Origin of the sequence: Flavobacterium sp. NRK F7 (genome assembly GCF_024054195.1) — a bacterium.
In the GTDB taxonomy this organism is placed as follows: domain Bacteria; phylum Bacteroidota; class Bacteroidia; order Flavobacteriales; family Flavobacteriaceae; genus Flavobacterium.
In genome coordinates this window covers 405,772-425,465 of the sequence record NZ_JAMXLB010000001.1, presented here as the reverse complement: position 1 = coordinate 425,465, position 19,694 = coordinate 405,772, and the positions used below count along the sequence as shown (strand labels likewise).

Sequence of the window (19,694 nt, the reverse complement as noted above, 5' to 3'; positions counted from 1 at the left end):
TATTATTTTGTAACTTTGGTTTACAAACCAATAAAAAAGAATGGAAAACATAAAAAGTTACGTTGAAAAAAATAAAGATCGATTTATAAATGAACTAATAGAATTGTTGAAAATTCCATCTGTAAGTGCTGATAGCGCTTATGCTCATGATGTAATTATGACCGCAGAAGCTGTCAAAGCAAGTTTAGAAAAAGCTGGATGTGATTTTGTAGAATTATGTGAAACACCAGGTTATCCTATTGTATATGGTGAAAAAATTATTGACGCTAATTTGCCAACCGTTTTAGTTTATGGACATTATGATGTACAACCGACAGATCCTATTGATTTATGGACATCTCCTCCTTTTGAACCTGTAATAAAAACCACTGAAATACACCCAGAAGGAGCTATTTTTGCGAGAGGTGCATGTGATGACAAAGGTCAAATGTATATGCATGTTAAGGCTTTTGAATACATGATGGAAACCAATTCGTTACCTTGTAATGTGAAATTTATGATTGAAGGTGAAGAAGAAGTTGGTTCGAAAAGCTTAAGCTGGTTTGTGGAAAGAAATCAAGAAAAATTAGCCAATGATGTAATTCTTATATCAGATACTGGAATGATTTCAAATACGCAACCTTCTATAACAACGGGACTTCGAGGTTTAAGCTATGTTGAGGTTGAAGTTACAGGACCAAATAGAGATTTGCATTCTGGATTATATGGCGGAGCCGTAGCCAATCCAATTAATGTTTTAACAAAAATGATAGCTTCGTTGCATGATGAAAACAATCATATTACCATACCAGGCTTTTATGATAAAGTGGAAGAGTTATCAGCAGAAGAAAGAGCTGAAATGGCAAAAGCTCCTTTTTCGCTTGAAAAATATAAAAATGCCTTAGCTATTGATGATGTTTATGGTGAAGCAGGATATGTAACCAATGAACGTAATTCCATCCGACCTACTTTGGATGTGAACGGTATTTGGGGAGGATATACTGGTGAAGGTGCTAAAACGGTTATAGCAAGTAAAGCCTTTGCCAAAATTTCTATGCGATTAGTTCCTAATCAAGACTGGGAAGAGATTACCACGCTTTTTAAAAACCATTTTGAAGCGATTGCTCCTAAATCGGTAAAAGTGGTAGTCAAACCACATCATGGTGGTCAAGGATATGTTACTCCAATTAATAGTATTGGCTATCAAGCGGCAAATAAAGCCTATACAGAAACTTTTGGAGTGCCAGCAATTCCTGTTCGCTCTGGTGGAAGTATTCCTATTGTAGCTTTATTTGAGAAGGAATTAAAGAGTAAAACCATATTAATGGGCTTTGGGTTAGATAGCGATGCTATTCATTCTCCAAACGAACATTTTGGAATTTTTAATTACTTGAAAGGAATTGAAACAATACCCTTATTTTACAAATATTTTACAGAAATGAGTAAAAGTTAATTGCTAAATTTCTCGATATTTAAATAAAAAAGAGACAGTTTTACTGTCTCTTTTTTATTTAATGTAATTGTAGTAAAAATTGTTCTACTTCTTCTTTTTGAGGCGCGTATTTTTCTTGCAAATAGGAATTTTCCCCCATTCTTCTGTAATATTCTAAGCCTTTATTTGCAAAATCCTTAAGGTTAAAATTGGAGACCATAGGAATTAAAGGAAATTCTTTATGGAAGAGCATCTCATAATAAGCTTGCCATTCTCTTTCATTTTTGTCTTCAACAAGGCTATCTGGAGCTTTTTGTCGTACATGTAACATTTCATGAGCCAGTAAATTTAGAATTAAAACCAGTGGAAATTCAAAAACATTTTTAGGAATTTGAATTTTTTGGGGTTGACCCAATACGCCAATTGTTACCATTACGATAAAACTAGGTTGTGCTACTTCCATTAATTCAAAGGAATCAAAATTAGGATGATTCAAATGATAGGTTTCAATTAAAAACTGAGCTGCTTCAACAGTCAATCCTAATTTGTGAAAGGTATTGACGGTTAACTCTATTTCTTCAAACGGCATCATGGTTAACTAGAGGTTTGTTTTTTTAAAGTGTTTCTTTTAACCATTTAAAAAATTCTCTTTGCCAAACTAACCCATTTTGAGGTTTTAAAATCCAATGATTTTCTTCTGGAAATAACATAAATCTGCTTTTTATTCCTTTCAATTGCGCTGCTTGAAACGCTTCTTGACTTTGTCCCATGGGTACACGATAATCTTTGGCTCCTTGAATAATAAAAATAGGGGTGTCCCAATTATTCACTAAGGTAATCGGATTAAAATCGGTATATGATTTTTGAGCGAGTTTATTATTGGTTTCCCAATAAGCACCACCCATGTCCCAATTAGTGAAAAACACCTCTTCTGTAGTGCCATACATACTTTGGGTATTAAATATACCAGCGTGAGCAATAAATGTTTTAAAACGTTTTTTATGAATTCCAGCTAAATAGAATACAGAATAGCCACCATAACTAGCTCCAACTGCTCCTAATCGTGATGTATCAACATAATTTTCTTTAGCAACATCATCAATTGCGCTTAAATAGTCGTCCATCACTTGACCACCCCAATCTTTACTAATTTGCTCATTCCAAGCAACACCATGACCTGGCATTCCTCTTCTGTTTGGAGCCACAACTATATAGCCTTGTGAAGCCATTACTTGAAAATTCCATCTAAAAGAATAAAATTGAGATAAGGCTCCTTGAGGACCTCCTTGACAATATAAAAGGGTAGGATATTTCTTTGAAGCATCAAAATTAGGTGGTAAAATAACCCAAACCAGCATGTCTTTTCCGTCGGTTGTTTTTACCATTCGTTTTTCTACTTTAGGTAAGTTTAATTTAGCATATACATCAGTATTTACATGAGTAATTTGGCTCCAGTTTTTCTTTTTTAAATTGTAACTAAATATTTCATTCGCATGATTCATGTCGCTACGGGTAACGAAAACTATATCCTCATTAAAACCAATAATTTGATTTACGTCGAATTGCCCTTCGGTGATTTGATTGACACGTACCGCTATTTTAGTTAATCCTGGAAAGTTAACCTCAAACAATTGTTTTGTTCCGGCTACAGGAGCTAAAAAATATACTTTTTTACCATCTTTACTCCAGGTAAAACTATCTACAGTGCCATCCCAACTGGCAGTAAGATTAATATCTAATCCTTTATGACGAACAATAATATCATTTTTATCAGCCTCATATCCATCTCTTTTCATTTGGAGCCATGATAAATCACCATTTGGTGAAAATTGAGGTGCTACATCATAACCTAGATTTTTTTCAGTGAGATTTTTGGTGGTTTTAGTAGCAATATCATACTCATATAAATCAGTATTCGTACTCGTTGCATAATCAGTTCCTGTCTTCTTTTTACATACATAGATTACTTTGGAACCGTCTGGAGACCAAATGTAATCTTCGTCACCTCCAAATGGTTTTTGTGGGCAATCATAAGGTTCATTAGAAAGGATATCGATCTCTTCATTTTTTGCATTGGTTAAAATAACATGATTATGATGACCATCATTATAAGTATCCCAATGACGGTAATCTAATGCATTAAATATTTGTACCTCACTTTTCTCTAATTCGGGATAAAAATCTTTTCCATGTGTTGGATCAATTTTTACTTCCTTGTTGCTTAAAATCCATTCGCCATGTTTATTTTTGTCTTGTACTAAATCACTATGGTTTTTAATGCTTGTTGCATTACCTCCAGTAATTGGAATACTGAAAAATTCTGAGTTAGACTTATTTTCTTCCATAGAAGGGGTGCTCACTTTATAAATGATGCTTTTGCCATCATTGGAAATTCCCAAAGGAGAAATACGACCTAATTTCCATAATAATTCAGGAGTCATTACCTCTTGTGCGCTTGCGGTTATTCCTGCCATGCTAATCAATATTAAAGCTATTTTTTTCATTGTGTTTGCTTTTTTATAAAGTCTAAAATTAGTTATTTTTAAAGAAATTGATGTTTAGAAATTCATAAAATAAAAAAGACCTTCAATTTGAAGGTCTTTTCTGTAAATAGATATTTTAAAATTATTGTTTGATAAAGCGTTTGCTTGTAGTTGTTTCGCTGTCTAAAATTTCTATAATATAATTCCCAGCAGGTAATGAAGTTACATCAATAGATTGGTTAGTAATTCTACCGTTTAATACATTTTGTCCAACTAAACTATATACTCTAAAAGTGGCTTTATCACTAACTGATGTTACATTTAATAATGATGAAGTTGGGTTAGGGTATAATGTAATCTCTGGTTGAGTTACAAATGTATTCTCTTCTTTACCAGATGAAGTGATGTTTACAGTATAATCTTCAACTTGTCCGTAAGTAAATGTTTCACAAGTTGACGGTATACCGTTATACTTCATTGAAACTCTCATTCTAGTTGCTCCTAAGCTAGCGCTTGAAGGAATAGAAATAGTGCCACTTATAGGTGTTGTTTTAGAAGCTGCTCTTGAATATACTAACTCACCAGAATCTGTAAAATCACCGTCTTGATTGAAGTCAATCCATACTGCATATCCTTCGTTGTAAATTGTTCCAGTCCATAAAGGAGTGATAGTAATGGTTTGAGACGTTCCTCTAGTTACATTAGTAGATAGAGATGTAAAGTCTTCGTAACCAGCTGTTCCTGTAGAAGCATTGTTAATGCTACCATATACAACACGAGCAATTCTTTCATCACTGGTATTGTTTCCTTGAGAACCACAATATGTTACTGTGTTTGCTAAAGTAGTAACATTTACAACATTACTAGAAGCGGATACATTACCAGCAGCATCTTTTGCTTTTACTGAGAAGCTATATGTTGTTGAAGGAGTTAATCCACTTACCGCAAATGTTCTTGCTGTAGTTGTGCTACCAATTAAAGTAGTACCTCTAAATACATCGTATCCAGTAACTCCTACGTTATCCGTTGAAGCTGTCCAAGATAAATTTGTAGTTGTTTGAGTGGTTCCTGATGCGGATAATGTCGGTGCAGATGGTGCAGTTGTATCTGACGATCCTGCAACAAGATTTACAGTATAGTCTTCTACTTCTCCATAAGAGAAAGTTTCACAAGCTGTTGGAACACCGTTATACTTCATAGAAATTCTCATTCGTGTTGCTCCAGTTGCAGCAGTTGAAGAAACTGTAAAGCTTCCAGTAGCTGGTGAAGTTGTACTTGAAGCTTTACTCCAAACTAATTCACCTGCATCATCAAAATCTCCATCTTTGTTATAATCAATCCAAGCCGCATACCCTTCACTATATACTGTTCCAGTCCAAGTTGGAGTTACCGTAATTGTATAAGCAGAACCTTTAGTTAAACTAGTAGAGATACTTGTAAAATCCGTATATCCGTTATTACCAGTTGAAGCATTGTTGATTGTGTTCAACTGTACTCTTCCAATATATTCATCAGATACAGTATTTCCTTTACTTGAACAGTAAGTTGGATCTGTAGTTCCAGTTAAAGTTGTAACGTTTACAGTATTACTATTAGAAGATAAATTTCCAGCAGCATCTTTTGCTCTAACTGTGAAACTGTAAGTAGTTGCAGGAGTTAAACCAGTTACGTTATAGGTTGTTCCAGAAGCAGTACCAATTTGAGTTCCTCCTTGGTATACATTATATCCTGTTACTCCTACGTTGTCAGTTGAAGCAGTCCAAGATAAATTAGTTGTGGTTTGAGTTGTTCCTGAAGCTGTTAAATTAGTTGGAGTAGATGGTGCAGTTGTATCATTGCCAGATCCAGCTGTAATTGTAAAATTAGTATTCGAAACATCAAAGAAAATGTGATTGGTTCCTTTTACCATAATTCTACATTGAGAAGAAGGTGTATTTGGAATAGTCACCGCTTGAGAACCATCATTAGGTGTTGAAGCTAATAAAGTAGACCAAGTTGAACCACCATTTGTTGAAATTAGAATATCTACATTCGCACAGTTTACACCATTTGAAGTTGTTCCAGCTACATTCCAAGTAATGGTTTGAGAGGAATTTCCAACATAAGAAACGGCTGTATTAGGTGAAGAAACACTGAATGGACCAGCAGTACCATTAACAGTTACTATCATATCATCACTATTATTTGCACTTCCACCTGCTCTGTTATCGCGAACTGTAAATCTAAAGTTCATTGTTCTTGCAACAGTTGGTATCGCTTCTACAGTAATTTCTGAGCCGGAAGTTGTTGTAGCTCCTGCTAATACTCTAGACATTTGAGGAAAGTAACGAACAGGTGACGTTGTTGGTGTATAGGATCTGAATGTTGGTCCAGAAGTTTTGGTTGCACTTGCAGCTGAACTTGCTCCTGTTTGAGAAGAAGAGGCATTGTCAAATTGTTCCCAGCAAAATGTTAGTGCATCTCCGTTTGCATCTGTTCCAGAACCCGTTAACATAAAAGGAGTTCCTTTTGGAATCGTGTAATCTAAACCTGCATTAGCAGTTGGTACTGAATTTCCGGTATTAGTTACAGTTGGACAGGTTTTGTTCTTAATGTTGTTCGTAACTTGTTGGATACTCACTGCATGAAAATAAGCATCTGAGTGTGGTTGAATATCTTGACTTGTAATACCTGCGTAACCCATAATTGTTGACCCAGAACCTGGCTCCATGTTTGCTCCTGTTCCTTCATTACTCATAGAAAAAGTATGGTTTGCACCAAATTGATGTCCTAATTCGTGTGCTACATAGTCAATATCAAAGTTATCACCTGATGGAATTCCGTCAGCTGGAGAAGTGTATCCGCTTCCTTTTTGATTGTTCACACAAACACATCCAATACAACCTGCATTTCCGCCGCCACCTGATGCACCAAATAAGTGACCAACGTCATAATTTGATTCACCAATTACCGATGATAAAGTAGATTGTAATTGAGAATTCCAGCTACTCATTTGACTAGATGGGGAATAAGGATCTGAAGAAGCACTTGTGTAAATTACGGCATCTGTATTAGATATTAAAACTAATTTTACACCAAAATCTTTTTCAAAAACACCATTAACGCGCGTCATAGTGTTGTTAATCGCTGCTAATGCATTTGCTTTTGTTCCTCCAAAATAAGCAGTATATTCACCTGTTACCGACATCGCTAAACGGAAAGTTCTTAATTTTGAATCATCTGCGTTTGGACGCAAAGCATCACCGTTGTCAGGAGACATTTTGTGACTTACTTCGTCAATAACACTACATTCAAATTTAGAGAAAGCTGCTTTTTTATCTGTTTTTTTGTAAACTGTGTACGCAGTTAAATCACTAGTATATGGCTCAATAAATTCAGCAGCTCTATCTGCGTGAAGCATCATAGCTTGAAATCCAAGTGGAGAAATACTAAAATAGATAGTAGAGCTTGGATTATCTATTCCTTGACCCACATAAGATTTGATTTCTGGATATCTTGCTGCCAATTCTTCATCCATGTTTGAAAACTCAATAATTTGATAGCTTTCTAATTTGCCATTTGAGTTTGGAAATGACAACACAACTGTTGACTCTGAAGCTCTTGAGTTTTTATCTGGTGTAGCCTTCAGTTTTTGCTTCATTTTTTGAAAATCCAGTGAAAAAAGTCTTGGATTTTGAATCATTGTTTTGTTAGCAACCACTTCAGCGTTAGCTTTTTTTTGTGTGGTGACCCAAAAAGAATCTCCCTTTTGCCCAAAAGAAAGACTTGTAATTGCCAGAAAGGCAATTAAAAGGAATTTTTGTTTCATAATTTGTTTTTGTTTTGTTTTTAGCACGCCAAATATATATAATATATATGGAATAAAATTACATTTTAGCTATAAAAAAACTTAAATATTAATACAAAAATTATCAATAATTTATTTTTATTAATAAAATACTTATGTTTAGTGGGTTTTTCATATTTCTAAATAATTATGAAATTCCTTTTTTTTGAAAAAATATATGTATTTTCACATTCTTTAAAACAGATATTAAAAATGAAGAAATTAGCATTGCATTGGCAAATTTTATTAGGGATGATTTTAGGAGTAGTATTTGCAATTGTTTTAATTCAATTTGATTGGGGTAAACAAATTATATTAGATTGGATTAAACCTTTCGGTACTATTTTTATAAACCTTTTAAAATTAATTGCTGTTCCACTAATTTTAGCTTCTCTAATTAAAGGAGTTTCCGATTTGAAAGATATTTCTAAACTTTCAAAGATGGGCGGAAGAACTATTGGTTTGTATTTACTTACTACTGTTTTTGCTGTTTCAATTGGATTAGTAATTGTTAATATCGTGAAACCAGGTAGTTATTTGTCTGAACAAACTCGACAAGAATTAGTAGACGGATATGCCAATGATGCGAATTCAAAAATTGCTTCGGCTGAAAAACAAAAAGAAGCGGGTCCTTTACAAGCATTAGAAGATATAGTGCCTAGTAATATTATTGGTGCTTCAGCTGATAATGGAAACATGCTACAAGTCATCTTTTTTGCTTTGTTTTTTGGTATTGCCCTAATTTTAGTGCCTCAAGAAGTAGGTGCGCCTGTCAAAGCTTTTTTTGATGGTTTTAATGAGGTAATTCTAAAAATGATAGATATCATAATGCTTGCGGCACCTTTTGGTGTGTTTGCATTATTAGCTGCTTTAGTCGCTGAATCTCCAAGTATAGATTTGTTTCAAGCCTTAGGAATCTATGGTTTATGTGTGGTGTTCGGTTTAATTATCATGATAGGGGTTTACTTATTAATCGTATATGTATTTACGAAACGAACACCTAGTTATTTTTTAAATGGTATTTCTCCCGCACAATTATTAGCTTTCTCTACAAGCTCTTCTGCAGCGACACTGCCGGTTACTATGGAACGTGTGGTGGATAATTTAGGTGTAGATGATGAAGTGGCCAGTTTTGTGTTGCCAATAGGTGCAACCATTAATATGGATGGAACAAGCTTATATCAAGCAGTAGCTGCAGTATTTATTGCACAAGCTTTTGGTATGGATTTGAGTTTTGGTGTTCAATTAGGAATTATTGCAACCGCAACATTAGCATCTATAGGTAGTGCGGCAGTTCCTGGAGCGGGAATGGTAATGTTAGTAATCGTGTTAGCGCAAGCAGGTATTCCTGAAGCAGGTTTGGCCTTGATTTTTGCGATTGATAGACCGCTCGATATGTGTAGAACCACCGTTAATGTAACTGGAGATGCGGCTGTATCCATGGTTGTAGCAAAATCGGTAGATAAATTAACATAAAATGGAAAATTTTCATTGGACAAAACTTTTTAATCCTGAATTTTACATCACCATGGAAGTGGGTGGAATTCCAATTGGAATTTACATGGTTTTGTTCATTGTTTTTGCTGAAACTGGTTTGTTTGCAGGTTTTTTTCTGCCTGGAGATAGTTTGCTTTTTCTATCTGGAATTTATTCTAGAGAATTAGTGCAAACCTTTTTTTATATTCCTAGCGATTTTTCAAATGTTACAATTCTTTCTCTTTTAATTGCAACAGCTGCTACTTTAGGCAATATGTTTGGCTACTGGTTTGGTGCTAGAAGTGGACAATTTTTATATAAGAAGGAAGATAGCTTCTTTTTTAAGAAAAAGTATTTACTTCAATCGCAGGAGTTTTTTCAAAAGCATGGAGGAAAAGCTATAATTTATGCGCGTTTTTTACCTATCGTTAGAACTTTTGTGCCTATAATTGCTGGAATTGTTCATATGAAGAAAACCAAGTTCATGTTTTACAATGTGTTGAGTTCTTTAATGTGGTCTTTTTTCTTAGTTTTTGCGGGACATTATTTATACGGGATGTTTTTAAATGAATTTGATATTGATCTGAAAAAACATATTGAAAAAATTATTCTTATTTTAATTGGAGTAACTACTTTTCCATTAGTAATGAAAGCAATTAAAGCCAAAAATACGAATACTAATTCTACTGCATAATGTTTAGTTATTGGGAATTAAAAAATTGGTTTACCAATGTTGAGTACACTATTGTTGGTAGTGGAATTGTAGGTTTGCATTGTGCGTTAACTTTAAGAGAAAAATTTCCCAAAGCCAAAATTTTAGTTTTAGAAAAAGGAATTTTACCTCAAGGAGCTAGTACAAAAAATGCTGGATTTGCTTGTTTTGGGAGCATTTCTGAAATAATTCATGACTTAAAAAATCATAATGAAGAGGAAGTAGTTCAATTAATTCATAAAAGAGTTACAGGGCTAGAATTGTTGAGAAATAGATTGGGAGATGCTACTTTAGATTTCCAAAGATATGGAGGTTATGAATTGTTCTTAAAAACGAACAAACTTTTATATGAAGAGTGTTTTGACCAAATTCCATTCGTAAATAAACTTTTAAGACCTCTATTTAAAAGCGATGTATTTCAAAAAAGCGAGGACCACTTCCATTTTAATTCGATTTTCCAATCTCTTATTTTTAATCCTTTTGAAGGGCAAATAGATACTGGAAATATGATGCAAGCGTTACTAAAACAAGCAGTTGCTAATGATATTTTAATCCTTAATCAACAACTGGTAACTTCTTTTAATGATTTGAATGATAAGGTGGAAGTAGTTACCAATGGAATCTCATTTATCACTCAAAAATTGCTTTTCGCAACGAATGGATTTGCTGCTCAATTAACGAATAATGAATTACAACCAGCCAGAGCACAAGTGTTGATTACGAAACCTATTGAAAGTTTGCATATAAAAGGGACTTTTCATTTAGACGAGGGCTATTATTACTTTAGAAACATTGGGAATAGAGTGCTTTTTGGAGGAGGAAGAAACCTCGATTTTAAAGGTGAAACTACTACAGAACTCACGCAAACAAAAATTATTCAAGACCAGTTGGAGCTATTATTAAAAACTGTAATTTTGCCAAATACTCCACATGAAATTGAACATCGATGGAGTGGTATTATGGGTGTTGGGAAACAAAAAAAACCTATTGTAAAACAACTTTCTAACAATGTATATTGCGGGGTTCGATTAGGAGGGATGGGTGTAGCAATAGGTAGCTTAGTTGGTAAAGAATTAGCAGAATTAGTATAGCGTATGGCAAAAAAAACTACTCCTAAAAAGAAAAATACGAAAACGGCCAAAAAACGTACTTTGGGTCAAAAATTATTTCGTATCGTTTGGAAAACCGTTATGTGGTTTAATATTATTAGTGTTTTTTTTGTTTTACTTTACAAATTTGTGCCAGTCCCTTTTACGCCATTAATGGTAATCAGAGCTTTAGAACAAAAAGCAGATGGAAAAGAAATGAGTTACTCCCACCATTGGGTGTCTATAGATAATATATCTACTAACTTGCAAAAAGCAGTTATTTCAAGTGAAGATGGTAAGTTTTTTGAACATAATGGTTTTGACTTTTCAGCCATGCAAAAAGCTTTTGAAAAAAACCAAAAAGGTAAAAAAATTAGAGGAGGGAGTACTATTTCGCAGCAAACTGCAAAAAATGTTTTTCTTTGGCCAGGTAGAAGTTATATCAGAAAAGGCTTTGAGGCTTATTTCACTTTTCTAATTGAATTATGTTGGAGTAAAAAGCGAATCATGGAAGTGTATCTGAATAGTATTGAAATGGGCGATGGTGTTTATGGCGCAGAAGCTGCTTCCAAATATTGGTATCACAAACAAGCAAAAAGTTTATCTAAATATGAAGCGGCTGGTATTGCAGCAATATTACCCAATCCTAGAAAATACAATCCAGTTCGTTCTACTAATTACATGAACAGAAGAAAAGCAACTATTTCGAAATATATTGGTTACACCAAATTAGAATATTAAAAAGCATTAAAAATAGAAAAGCCGAAAATTTATTTTCGGCTTTTTTGTGCCTAAATTCGGGCTAGAAAGATGTTTTTTAAAATTAATTTAACTTTTTTAAAACCAAGCGTAACTTTTCTACGTAAGTGTAGAAAAGTGTAAAACTGAAACAATTAGATATTATGATTAAAAAACAATTACTATTCATTTTAGCTGTAACAACATTGGGATATGTGAATTCAGCTTATTCACAAAGTCCAATTAGTGGATTCATGCAAGGTAAAGGGAAAGGAAATATTTCTCTTTCATATAATTCAGAGAAATATGATCAGGTTTATTTAGTGCCAAATTTAGCAGACGGAGTGCCAATCTTTAATGAAGTGCAAATTACAAGCGCTTCTTTGTATGCTACTTATGGAGTAACAGATCAACTTGATGTAGTTTTCTCTTTACCTTATATTACTTCAAAAGGAAATGCTTCTGAAGAAGTGTTGAATAATTTAGATTATGAAAACAAAAGAAGCGGGGTACAAGATGTTTCTGTTTTTGTGAAATATAACCCCTTTTATTTTGATTACGGCGCAACTTCTTTACGTTTAACAGCTGCTGTAGGAGTAAAAACACCCCTAGGAGGTTATGAAGAAAATGAAGGATTACAATCTATCATTGCAATTGGAAACAGAAGTACTACTGTAAGTGCCATTGGTTTAGCAATGTTCAAAATGGACTCAGGATTTTTTGCTACAGGACAATTTGGTGGAAATTTTGCCACTAATGAGGTACCAAACTCTTATATATCCGAACTTAAGTTAGGGTATGCCGTTTCAAAATTTTATGGAGACGCGTATTTAGCGAATCAATTTTCTACAAGTGGTGTGGATATTTTAGGAGAAGGGTTTGAAGGCTTCTTTCCAGCAACAAGAGTAAGTTATACTAAAATTGGAGCAAACGTGTATGTTCCAGTTTACCAAGAATTTGGAGTAGCTACTGGAATAAGTACGTTGTTAGCTGGAAGAAATATTGGAAAAGCAACGGGTGTTTACGGTTCCTTAGTATACAAATTTTAATAACTAATTCTAAAAATTAATAAAATGAAAAATATAAATATAAAAAGTGCCTTATTTGCCTTAATGTTACTTTCAACTTTTGCTTCTTGTGATAATGATTACAAAGATGAAGCGCCTTCAATTGCTTCAATTGCAGTTACCAACGATGCTTTTAGTACCTTAGAAGCAGCTGCTATTCAAGGTGGAGTGGCTGTGGTTTTAAGTAATCCAAATCCAAATGATCCTTCTGGAGATTATACTGTTTTTGCTCCTACTAACGATGCATTTGCTAGACTAGGATTAGTAGATGGAGGTAGTTTAGGTGTTTTACAAAATAGTTTTTTAACAAACACCTTATTATATCATGTTTCTAACGGAAATTTATTAGCCAATCAAATAATGGATGGCGGTACATCAACATCTGCTTTAGGTGTAGATAGACGTTTTGTAATGAGAGAAGGAGATTTGTATATTAATGGTTCGAAAATTATAATTACAAATGTTCCTGCTAGTAATGGTACCGTTCATGCCATCGATAAAGTAATGTTAGCAACAGGTGTAAATATAGTGGAATCTGCTTTATTAATGAAAGATGCAAAAGTATTTACGTCACCAGAACTTACGTTTTTAGTTCAAGCGGTTGTAACTTCAGGTTTGGCTCCGGTTTTAGCAGATGAAAATAATCGCTTTACTATTTTTGCACCAACAGATGCTGCTTTTAAAGCTGCAGGTTTTGCAACTGTTGAAGATGTGGCAAATGCTGATCCGTCATTTTTACAACAAGTATTGTTAAATCATGCTATTGCAGATGGAGGAACATTTACCTGTGAACAAACTAGTACAACAGCTACAACAGCTGGAGGCAATACGTTAACCTATAGTCCTTTTCAAAATGGGGTATTCACTGTTTTAGGAAATAGCAACACAACTCCTGCAAACATGGTAATTCCAGATATTTTGTGTTCTAATGGTGTGGTACATGTTATAGATACGGTTTTACTGCCATAAATACATATTATTACTTTTTTTGAGGAAAAGATCTTTGTTATTACAGAGATCTTTTTTTATGTCAAATTGATTCGTAACAAATCAACGGATTTTTCGACTAATTACCATAATCCAAAACAAATAAATTATGCAAGCACATGAAATAGATTACCAAATCTTTGGTGAAGAAATGCAGTATGTAGAAATAGAACTCGATCCTCAAGAAGTCGTTGTAGCTGAGGCAGGAAGTTTTATGATGATGGAAAATGGTATTAAGATGGAAACCATTTTTGGAGATGGAAGTAAACAAGAAGGGGGTATTTTTGGAAAACTTTTGTCTGCTGGAAAGAGAGTTTTAACAGGTGAAAGTTTGTTTATGACTGCTTACCAAAACGTTGAATATGGTAAAAAGAAAGTTTCTTTTGCTTCTCCTTATCCTGGTAAAATTGTACCTATAGATTTACTGAAATATGGAGGTAAATTTGTTTGTCAAAAAGATGCTTTTTTATGTGCAGCCAAAGGAGTTTCTGTGGGTATTGATTTTTCCAGAAAACTGGGTAGAGGTTTGTTTGGGGGAGAAGGATTTATCATGCAAAAATTAGAAGGAGATGGTATGGCATTTGTTCATGCAGGCGGAACATTAGCAAGAAAAGAATTGCAAGCAGGGGAAGTTTTAAAAGTAGACACAGGTTGTATTGTTGGGTTTACCAAAGATATACAATATGATATCGAATTCGTAGGAGGAATAAAAAACACTATTTTTGGAGGTGAAGGAGTATTTTTTGCCACCTTAAGAGGCCCTGGAGTAGCTTATATTCAATCGTTGCCGTTTAGTAGATTAGCAGACAGGGTAATTCAAGCAGCACCACAAATGGGAGGAAAAGATAAAGGAGAAGGGAGTTTATTAGGGGGCTTAGGAAGAATGTTAGATGGTGATAATAGTTTTTAGTGCTATTATTATAAATAAAAAAACCTGCTCAACAAGCAGGTTTTTTTATGAGCTATAATTTTTTTATTTTTCCAAATCTCTTATACCCATATTATAAAGCGCAAAAGCTTGAATATCTACATATTCTTGAATGATTGCTTGAGTAGATTTTCCAGCACCGTGTCCAGCATTGACATCTATACGAATTAAGGTTGGATTTGGTCCGGTTTGTTTTTCTTGTAATTCTGCTGCAAATTTAAAACTGTGTGCAGGAACAACGCGGTCGTCATGATCTCCAGTTGTTACTAATGTTGCTGGATATTGTGTACCTGCTTTAACATTATGAACAGGAGAATAGCCTTTTAAATAAGCATACATTTCTTTACTTTGTTCGCTGGTTCCATAATCATATGACCAACCTGCTCCTGCTGTAAAAGTATGATAACGAAGCATGTCTAAAACGCCTACTCCTGGGAAAGCTACTTTCATTAAATCTGGTCTTTGTGTCATGGTTGCACCTACTAATAGACCACCATTGGAACGTCCAGAAATAGCTAAATAATCTGTAGAAGTGTATTTTTCTTTAATTAAATATTCAGCAGCAGCTATGAAATCGTCAAAAACATTTTGCTTTTGCATTTGTGTACCAGCATCATGCCATTTTTTTCCATATTCACCACCACCTCTTAAATTAGGTACAGCATAAATTCCACCATTTTCTAACCAAACGGCATTTGCAACACTAAAACTTGGTGTTAAACTAATATTGAACCCACCATAACCATACAACATCGTTGGGTTTTTTCCATTCAGTTCCAACCCTTTCTTGTAGGTAATAATCATCGGTACTTTAGTGCCATCTTTTGAAGTATAAAAAATTTGTTTCGACTCGTAATCATCCGAATTAAAATCTACTTTAGGTTTTTGATATATTTCAGATTTTCCAGTTTTTGGATTATACGAATAAATGGTTCCTGGTGTTGTATAATTGGTAAACGAATAATATAAAGTGGTTTCTTCTTTCTTTCCACCAAAACCACCAGCAGAACCAATACCAGGTAAAGCAACTTCACGAACTAATTTTCCATCATAATCGTATTGTTTGATATTAGAAACCGCATCTTTCATATATTCTGCAAAAAGGAAACCTCCTCCTGTAGAAATAGACAATACGTTTTCCGTTTCAGGAATACAATCAACCCAATTTTCTTGTTTTGGTTTTTTTATATCAAACGTAACCAATCGTTGATTAGGCGCATTATAATCTGTAAGGACATAAAATTTTGTACCAACGTTATCTACGATACCATTATTTGTTTCAAAGTTATCTACTATATTGATGATGGCTCCATTTGAATTCAAGTCTTTATAGTATAATTCATTTCCAGTGGTGGAAGTGGAAGCAGAAATAATTAAATAATTTTCATCTTCAGTTACATAACCACTAACATATCTTCTTTTGGCTTTGTCTCCAAAAATGATTTTATCTTGTTTTTGAGAAGTACCCAGTTTGTGAAAATACAATTTATGTTGGTCTGTTTTTGCAGATAACTCACTGCCGTTTGGTTTGTCATAACTAGAATAATAAAAACCTTCATTTTTATACCAAGACATACTGCTGAATTTTACATCTACTAATGTATCACCAATAATTTCTTTAGTATCTGTATTTACTACAATTACTTTTCTCCAATCACTTCCTCCTTCAGAAATGGCATAAGCAGCTAAACTTCCATCTTTAGTGAAATTAATACCTCCTAAAGAAGTTGTACCGTCTTTTGAAAAGGTGTTTGGATCCAAAAAAATTTCTTCTTTACCAGTTTCATCTTTTCTGTATAGAACAGATTGGTTTTGCAAACCATTATTTTTATAGAAATACGTGTATTTTCCTTCTTTAAATGGAGCAGAAATTCTTTCGTAATTCCATAGTTTTTCCATTCTTTCTTTCAATGCATTTCGAAATGGAATTTTTTCTAAATAGCCAAAAGTGACTTCGTTTTGTGCTTTTACCCATGCTTTGGTTTCTTCGCTATGATCGTCTTCTAACCATCGGTAAGGGTCTTGAATTTGTTCGTCAAAATAAGTGTCGGTAGTGTCTACTTTTTTAGTTACAGGATAGGTAACACTCATGTCTATTTCTTTCATTTCTTTTTTTTCTTCTTTTTTGCAGCTGACAATAGTAAGTACTGCACAAAGAAAAGTGATTGTTTTTTTCATTGGTTAGGATTTAGTTGTTTCACAAAAGTAAACAATTGAAAAGGATGCAATTGTTAATGAAAACCTAATTATTAATTGAAACCTAATTGGATAAAATTTGTTTATTCTGTAACTTAAAAATCAAAATTCAAGCCTAAAATAATAGTTCTACCCATGTTTGGAATACCATCGTTTTTCAATCGTGATAAATGCGCAATGTAGGTTTTGTCTAAAATGTTGTTTGCATTTAAATAAATCCCAAAAGTATTTTTATTGATTTTTATCGTTCCACCAAAACCTAAATTAACTAAAGTATAGTCTAACGAACGTGTTTCAAATGCACTTACATTGTTCTGATTGAAGGTGTAATTAATTTGAGCAAAGCAATAGTTTTTGGTAAACCAATCAGAAATCTGAAATTCAGTTCGAATGTTGTTTTTAATTTGATTCGCTGGAATTAAAGGTAAAAAGTTTCCGTTTTCTTGTTTTCCAGTTACGGTTTCAAAACTGGTTCTTAGGTGTAACCAATCCAAAGGGTGTGGATGAAAATGAATTCCAGCTTCTCCACCAAACAAAGTTGCATTGTTTTGAAGGTATTCAAACACATCGTTATCATCTAGAACTGCTTGAGTAGGAGAAATAAAAATGTAGTTGGTAATATGATTGTAAAAACCATTTATAAAAAACTCAAAGTGCTCGCTATTGTATTCTACATTTACATCCACTTGAAAGTTTTGCTCGTTTTTTAAATTGGAATTTCCTATTTCATAACGGTTACTTCCTTCATGAACGCCATTTGAAGTAAGCTCGGCTAAATTAGGAGCTCTAAAACCAGATGCTAAATTAATTCTTGAAATAATTTTATCGGTAAGAGTTGTTTTATATCCTAAAGCAAAATTGAAGCTTTGAAAATGTTTGTCTATAGCAGCAAAATAACCTTCTTCTCCTTCTTCTCCATGTGTTGATGTTGTAATGTTTCTTCTATCATAGCGAACACCAGCTTGTATAGCATTTTTATTCCACTCATAATTAGAAGTCACAAAGAAACCATAATCATTTACAGTAGCATTAGGAATTAATAGCTCTTCTCCAAAATTTTCATTCGTTTGATGCATACCTTGTGTGCCTATGATTGTTTCTATATTTTTCCATTTAGGCAAATAATATTTTAGATTGTAATTGGCTGTTTTTAATTTCATGTGTAGTGCAATTTCATCGACAGCTTCTAATTCTTTTCGGTTATTAAAGATATAACCAAAATCAGCTTCAATTTTGGAATTTTTGAAGAAAAATTTATTCGTAAGACTTAAAATATGATTGTCAATATCTTGTTTTGGAAATAATGGTTTTCTAAAATCAGATGCTTCTATGTCTTCTTCTGGTAATCCCAAATCTAAATTGTTGTAATTGTATCTAAAATCAGTTGAAAAATGAGAATTGGCAAAACCTAGTCCGTATTTTAAATCTTTTTCAATTGAACGTGTATTAACAATGCGTTCACCATTAGGAATTTTATAATCTGCTTGTGAATTATAATTGGCTCTCAATAATAATTTCCAGTTATTGGGAGAAGCCTTAAAACCAAACGAAGTATTGGTGCCTTGTGTATTACTATAGAATTGCTGATTTACATTAGTTGCAAAGGTGTTGTTTTTCGCAAATTTTTCTGGATTGAAATACAAAACACCTCCAATTGCATCGGAGCCATATAAAAGCGAAGCAGGTCCTTTAATAACTTCCACACTTTCAATTCCAGAAGCACTTAATCCTAAACCGTGTTCTTCTCCAAATTGTTGGTTTTCCAAACGAACCCCTTGTGCATAAACCAACACTCGATTGGAACTTAATCCTCTTATAACAGGTTTACCAATAGAGGCTCCTGTTGAAACTTGATTGACTCCAGCAATAGAGGCTACGCCTTCCATCAAAGAAGAAGCTCCATTTTCTTGCATTTGTTTTAAAGTTTGATGCTCTACTTTCATTACATTTTGAGACTGTATTTTGTTAAAGGAAGTAGAGACTACAATTTCATCTAAATGTTGTTCTTTTTCTTGTAAAGTAAAGTTTAACGTAACCTCTTTTTGATTACTGTTGATTTTTTCTGTTTTTTGTTCGTATCCATATAAATATACAACAACAGTTATATTTCCTTTTGGTATATTGGTCACAATATATAAACCGTTACTGTCGGTTTCAGCATAAGAATTGTTTTCAATAATATGAACAGCAACATTTTGTAATGGCGTATTGTTTGTTGAAGTTATTGTACCGGTTAAAGTGTTTTGAGCGTAACTAAAACTAGCTACTATAAGTAGCATGTATAAAAATAGGTTTTTCATTTTATTTCATTTAATAATATATAGGAATAGTTCACAAATAAGGGTGTTTATCTGTGAAAAGTATTTTGCTTTTTTGGCAAAATAGTGTACTACAATTAAATGAAATTAGGCGGACCTCTTAAAGAGAATAGACTTCCACTAAAGAAGGATAAGGCTTCTTTTACACTAAAAGAATACGGACTTTCTTTAAATGGGAAGTAAAAAGAATAAGTGAAGATTTTTGGTGACAAAAAAGAGGCGAATTTAAAATCACACACGTGACATTGCTCTTTTTCTGTAATTTGAATATGAAGGTGTTTTTTGTTGGATGAAGTATCAAGATTCTCAATTGTAGGATTGGAATGATGACGCAAAATATGTAAAGATTGATAACTCACAGCTAAAATAACCGCAAGCATTACTGCAAAGTTGAGTATGGCAATCTTTTGTTTCATGAATCACAAATATAAAAACAAAAATGAAATAGATGCAAAATAATAAAG

At 33.4% G+C, this 19,694-nt stretch carries 14 protein-coding genes; 8 read left to right on the top strand and 6 right to left on the bottom strand.

Annotated elements, in window-relative coordinates; translation table 11 throughout:
• Positions 1-40 precede the first annotated feature (40 nt).
• Positions 41-1,432, top strand: a complete 1,392-nt coding sequence (locus NHF47_RS01720) for a dipeptidase (RefSeq protein WP_252763299.1) — start codon at positions 41-43, stop codon at positions 1,430-1,432.
• Between the two features lie 58 nt (positions 1,433-1,490).
• Here NHF47_RS01720 and NHF47_RS01715 read toward each other — a convergent pair whose 3' ends face one another.
• The 3 genes from NHF47_RS01715 to NHF47_RS01705 form a co-directional block, all read right to left on the bottom strand.
• Positions 1,491-2,003 (bottom strand): hypothetical protein, encoded by a 513-nt coding sequence (locus NHF47_RS01715; protein WP_308219253.1) that lies wholly within the window; start codon positions 2,001-2,003, stop codon positions 1,491-1,493.
• A 22-nt stretch (positions 2,004-2,025) separates the two neighbouring features.
• A complete protein-coding gene (locus tag NHF47_RS01710; RefSeq protein WP_252763298.1) occupies positions 2,026-3,915 on the bottom strand; it encodes a S9 family peptidase in 1,890 nt (629 codons plus the stop codon).
• A 121-nt stretch (positions 3,916-4,036) separates the two neighbouring features.
• Positions 4,037-7,702 carry a reprolysin-like metallopeptidase gene (locus NHF47_RS01705; RefSeq protein ID WP_252763297.1) on the bottom strand — a complete coding sequence of 1,222 codons (3,666 nt, stop codon included), beginning with the start codon at positions 7,700-7,702 and terminating at the stop codon, positions 4,037-4,039.
• A 231-nt stretch (positions 7,703-7,933) separates the two neighbouring features.
• Here NHF47_RS01705 and NHF47_RS01700 point away from each other — a divergent pair, with 231 nt between their 5' ends.
• The 7 genes from NHF47_RS01700 to NHF47_RS01670 all read left to right on the top strand — a co-directional run bounded on the left by NHF47_RS01700 (position 7,934) and on the right by NHF47_RS01670 (position 14,698).
• Positions 7,934-9,196 (top strand): dicarboxylate/amino acid:cation symporter, encoded by a 1,263-nt coding sequence (locus tag NHF47_RS01700; protein WP_252763296.1) that lies wholly within the window; start codon positions 7,934-7,936, stop codon positions 9,194-9,196.
• Position 9,197: 1 nt separating this feature from the next.
• Positions 9,198-9,890, top strand: a complete 693-nt coding sequence (locus NHF47_RS01695) for a DedA family protein (RefSeq protein ID WP_252763295.1) — start codon at positions 9,198-9,200, stop codon at positions 9,888-9,890.
• Positions 9,887-10,999, top strand: a complete 1,113-nt coding sequence (locus NHF47_RS01690; RefSeq protein WP_252766049.1) for an FAD-binding oxidoreductase — start codon at positions 9,887-9,889, stop codon at positions 10,997-10,999. Before NHF47_RS01695 ends, NHF47_RS01690 begins: the two co-directional genes overlap by 4 nt.
• 3 nt (positions 11,000-11,002) lie before the next feature.
• Complete coding sequence (gene mtgA / locus NHF47_RS01685; RefSeq protein WP_252763294.1) at positions 11,003-11,737, top strand: monofunctional biosynthetic peptidoglycan transglycosylase; 735 nt, start codon at positions 11,003-11,005, stop codon at positions 11,735-11,737.
• A 161-nt stretch (positions 11,738-11,898) separates the two neighbouring features.
• The gene (locus NHF47_RS01680; RefSeq protein WP_252763293.1) at positions 11,899-12,783 is read left to right on the top strand and encodes a hypothetical protein; all 885 of its coding nucleotides are present in this window, start codon (positions 11,899-11,901) and stop codon (positions 12,781-12,783) included.
• Positions 12,784-12,807: 24 nt separating this feature from the next.
• The gene (locus NHF47_RS01675; RefSeq protein WP_252763292.1) at positions 12,808-13,770 is read left to right on the top strand and encodes a fasciclin domain-containing protein; all 963 of its coding nucleotides are present in this window, start codon (positions 12,808-12,810) and stop codon (positions 13,768-13,770) included.
• A gap of 127 nt (positions 13,771-13,897) precedes the next feature.
• Positions 13,898-14,698, top strand: coding sequence for a TIGR00266 family protein (locus NHF47_RS01670; RefSeq protein ID WP_252763291.1), 801 nt, complete (start codon positions 13,898-13,900; stop codon positions 14,696-14,698).
• Between the two features lie 63 nt (positions 14,699-14,761).
• On the opposite strand, the gene NHF47_RS01665 is transcribed toward NHF47_RS01670, so the two are convergent.
• The 3 genes from NHF47_RS01665 to NHF47_RS01655 all read right to left on the bottom strand — a co-directional run bounded on the left by NHF47_RS01665 (position 14,762) and on the right by NHF47_RS01655 (position 19,646).
• On the bottom strand, positions 14,762-16,894 hold the full coding sequence (locus NHF47_RS01665) for a prolyl oligopeptidase family protein (RefSeq protein WP_252763290.1): 2,133 nt from the start codon (positions 16,892-16,894) through the stop codon (positions 14,762-14,764).
• Positions 16,895-17,007: 113 nt separating this feature from the next.
• Positions 17,008-19,212, bottom strand: a complete 2,205-nt coding sequence (locus tag NHF47_RS01660) for a TonB-dependent receptor (RefSeq protein WP_252763289.1) — start codon at positions 19,210-19,212, stop codon at positions 17,008-17,010.
• A gap of 95 nt (positions 19,213-19,307) precedes the next feature.
• Positions 19,308-19,646 carry a hypothetical protein gene (locus NHF47_RS01655; protein WP_252763288.1) on the bottom strand — a complete coding sequence of 113 codons (339 nt, stop codon included), beginning with the start codon at positions 19,644-19,646 and terminating at the stop codon, positions 19,308-19,310.
• Between the last annotated feature and the right edge of the window lie 48 nt (positions 19,647-19,694).

Excerpts from the sequence above, each read along its gene's own strand:
- mtgA (WP_252763294.1), top strand. The coding sequence starts at position 11,003 with ATGGCAAAAAAAACTACTCCTAAAAAGAAAAATACGAAAACGGCCAAA.
- NHF47_RS01700 (WP_252763296.1), top strand. The coding sequence starts at position 7,934 with ATGAAGAAATTAGCATTGCATTGGCAAATTTTATTAGGGATGATTTTA.
- NHF47_RS01710 (WP_252763298.1), bottom strand. The coding sequence starts at position 3,915 with ATGAAAAAAATAGCTTTAATATTGATTAGCATGGCAGGAATAACCGCA.
- NHF47_RS01665 (WP_252763290.1), bottom strand. The coding sequence starts at position 16,894 with ATGAAAAAAACAATCACTTTTCTTTGTGCAGTACTTACTATTGTCAGC.
- NHF47_RS01715 (WP_308219253.1), bottom strand. The coding sequence starts at position 2,003 with ATGATGCCGTTTGAAGAAATAGAGTTAACCGTCAATACCTTTCACAAA.
- NHF47_RS01655 (WP_252763288.1), bottom strand. The coding sequence starts at position 19,646 with ATGAAACAAAAGATTGCCATACTCAACTTTGCAGTAATGCTTGCGGTT.
- NHF47_RS01695 (WP_252763295.1), top strand. The coding sequence starts at position 9,198 with ATGGAAAATTTTCATTGGACAAAACTTTTTAATCCTGAATTTTACATC.
- NHF47_RS01720 (WP_252763299.1), top strand. The coding sequence starts at position 41 with ATGGAAAACATAAAAAGTTACGTTGAAAAAAATAAAGATCGATTTATA.
- NHF47_RS01675 (WP_252763292.1), top strand. The coding sequence starts at position 12,808 with ATGAAAAATATAAATATAAAAAGTGCCTTATTTGCCTTAATGTTACTT.
- NHF47_RS01670 (WP_252763291.1), top strand. The coding sequence starts at position 13,898 with ATGCAAGCACATGAAATAGATTACCAAATCTTTGGTGAAGAAATGCAG.
- NHF47_RS01680 (WP_252763293.1), top strand. The coding sequence starts at position 11,899 with ATGATTAAAAAACAATTACTATTCATTTTAGCTGTAACAACATTGGGA.
- NHF47_RS01705 (WP_252763297.1), bottom strand. The coding sequence starts at position 7,702 with ATGAAACAAAAATTCCTTTTAATTGCCTTTCTGGCAATTACAAGTCTT.
- NHF47_RS01660 (WP_252763289.1), bottom strand. The coding sequence starts at position 19,212 with ATGAAAAACCTATTTTTATACATGCTACTTATAGTAGCTAGTTTTAGT.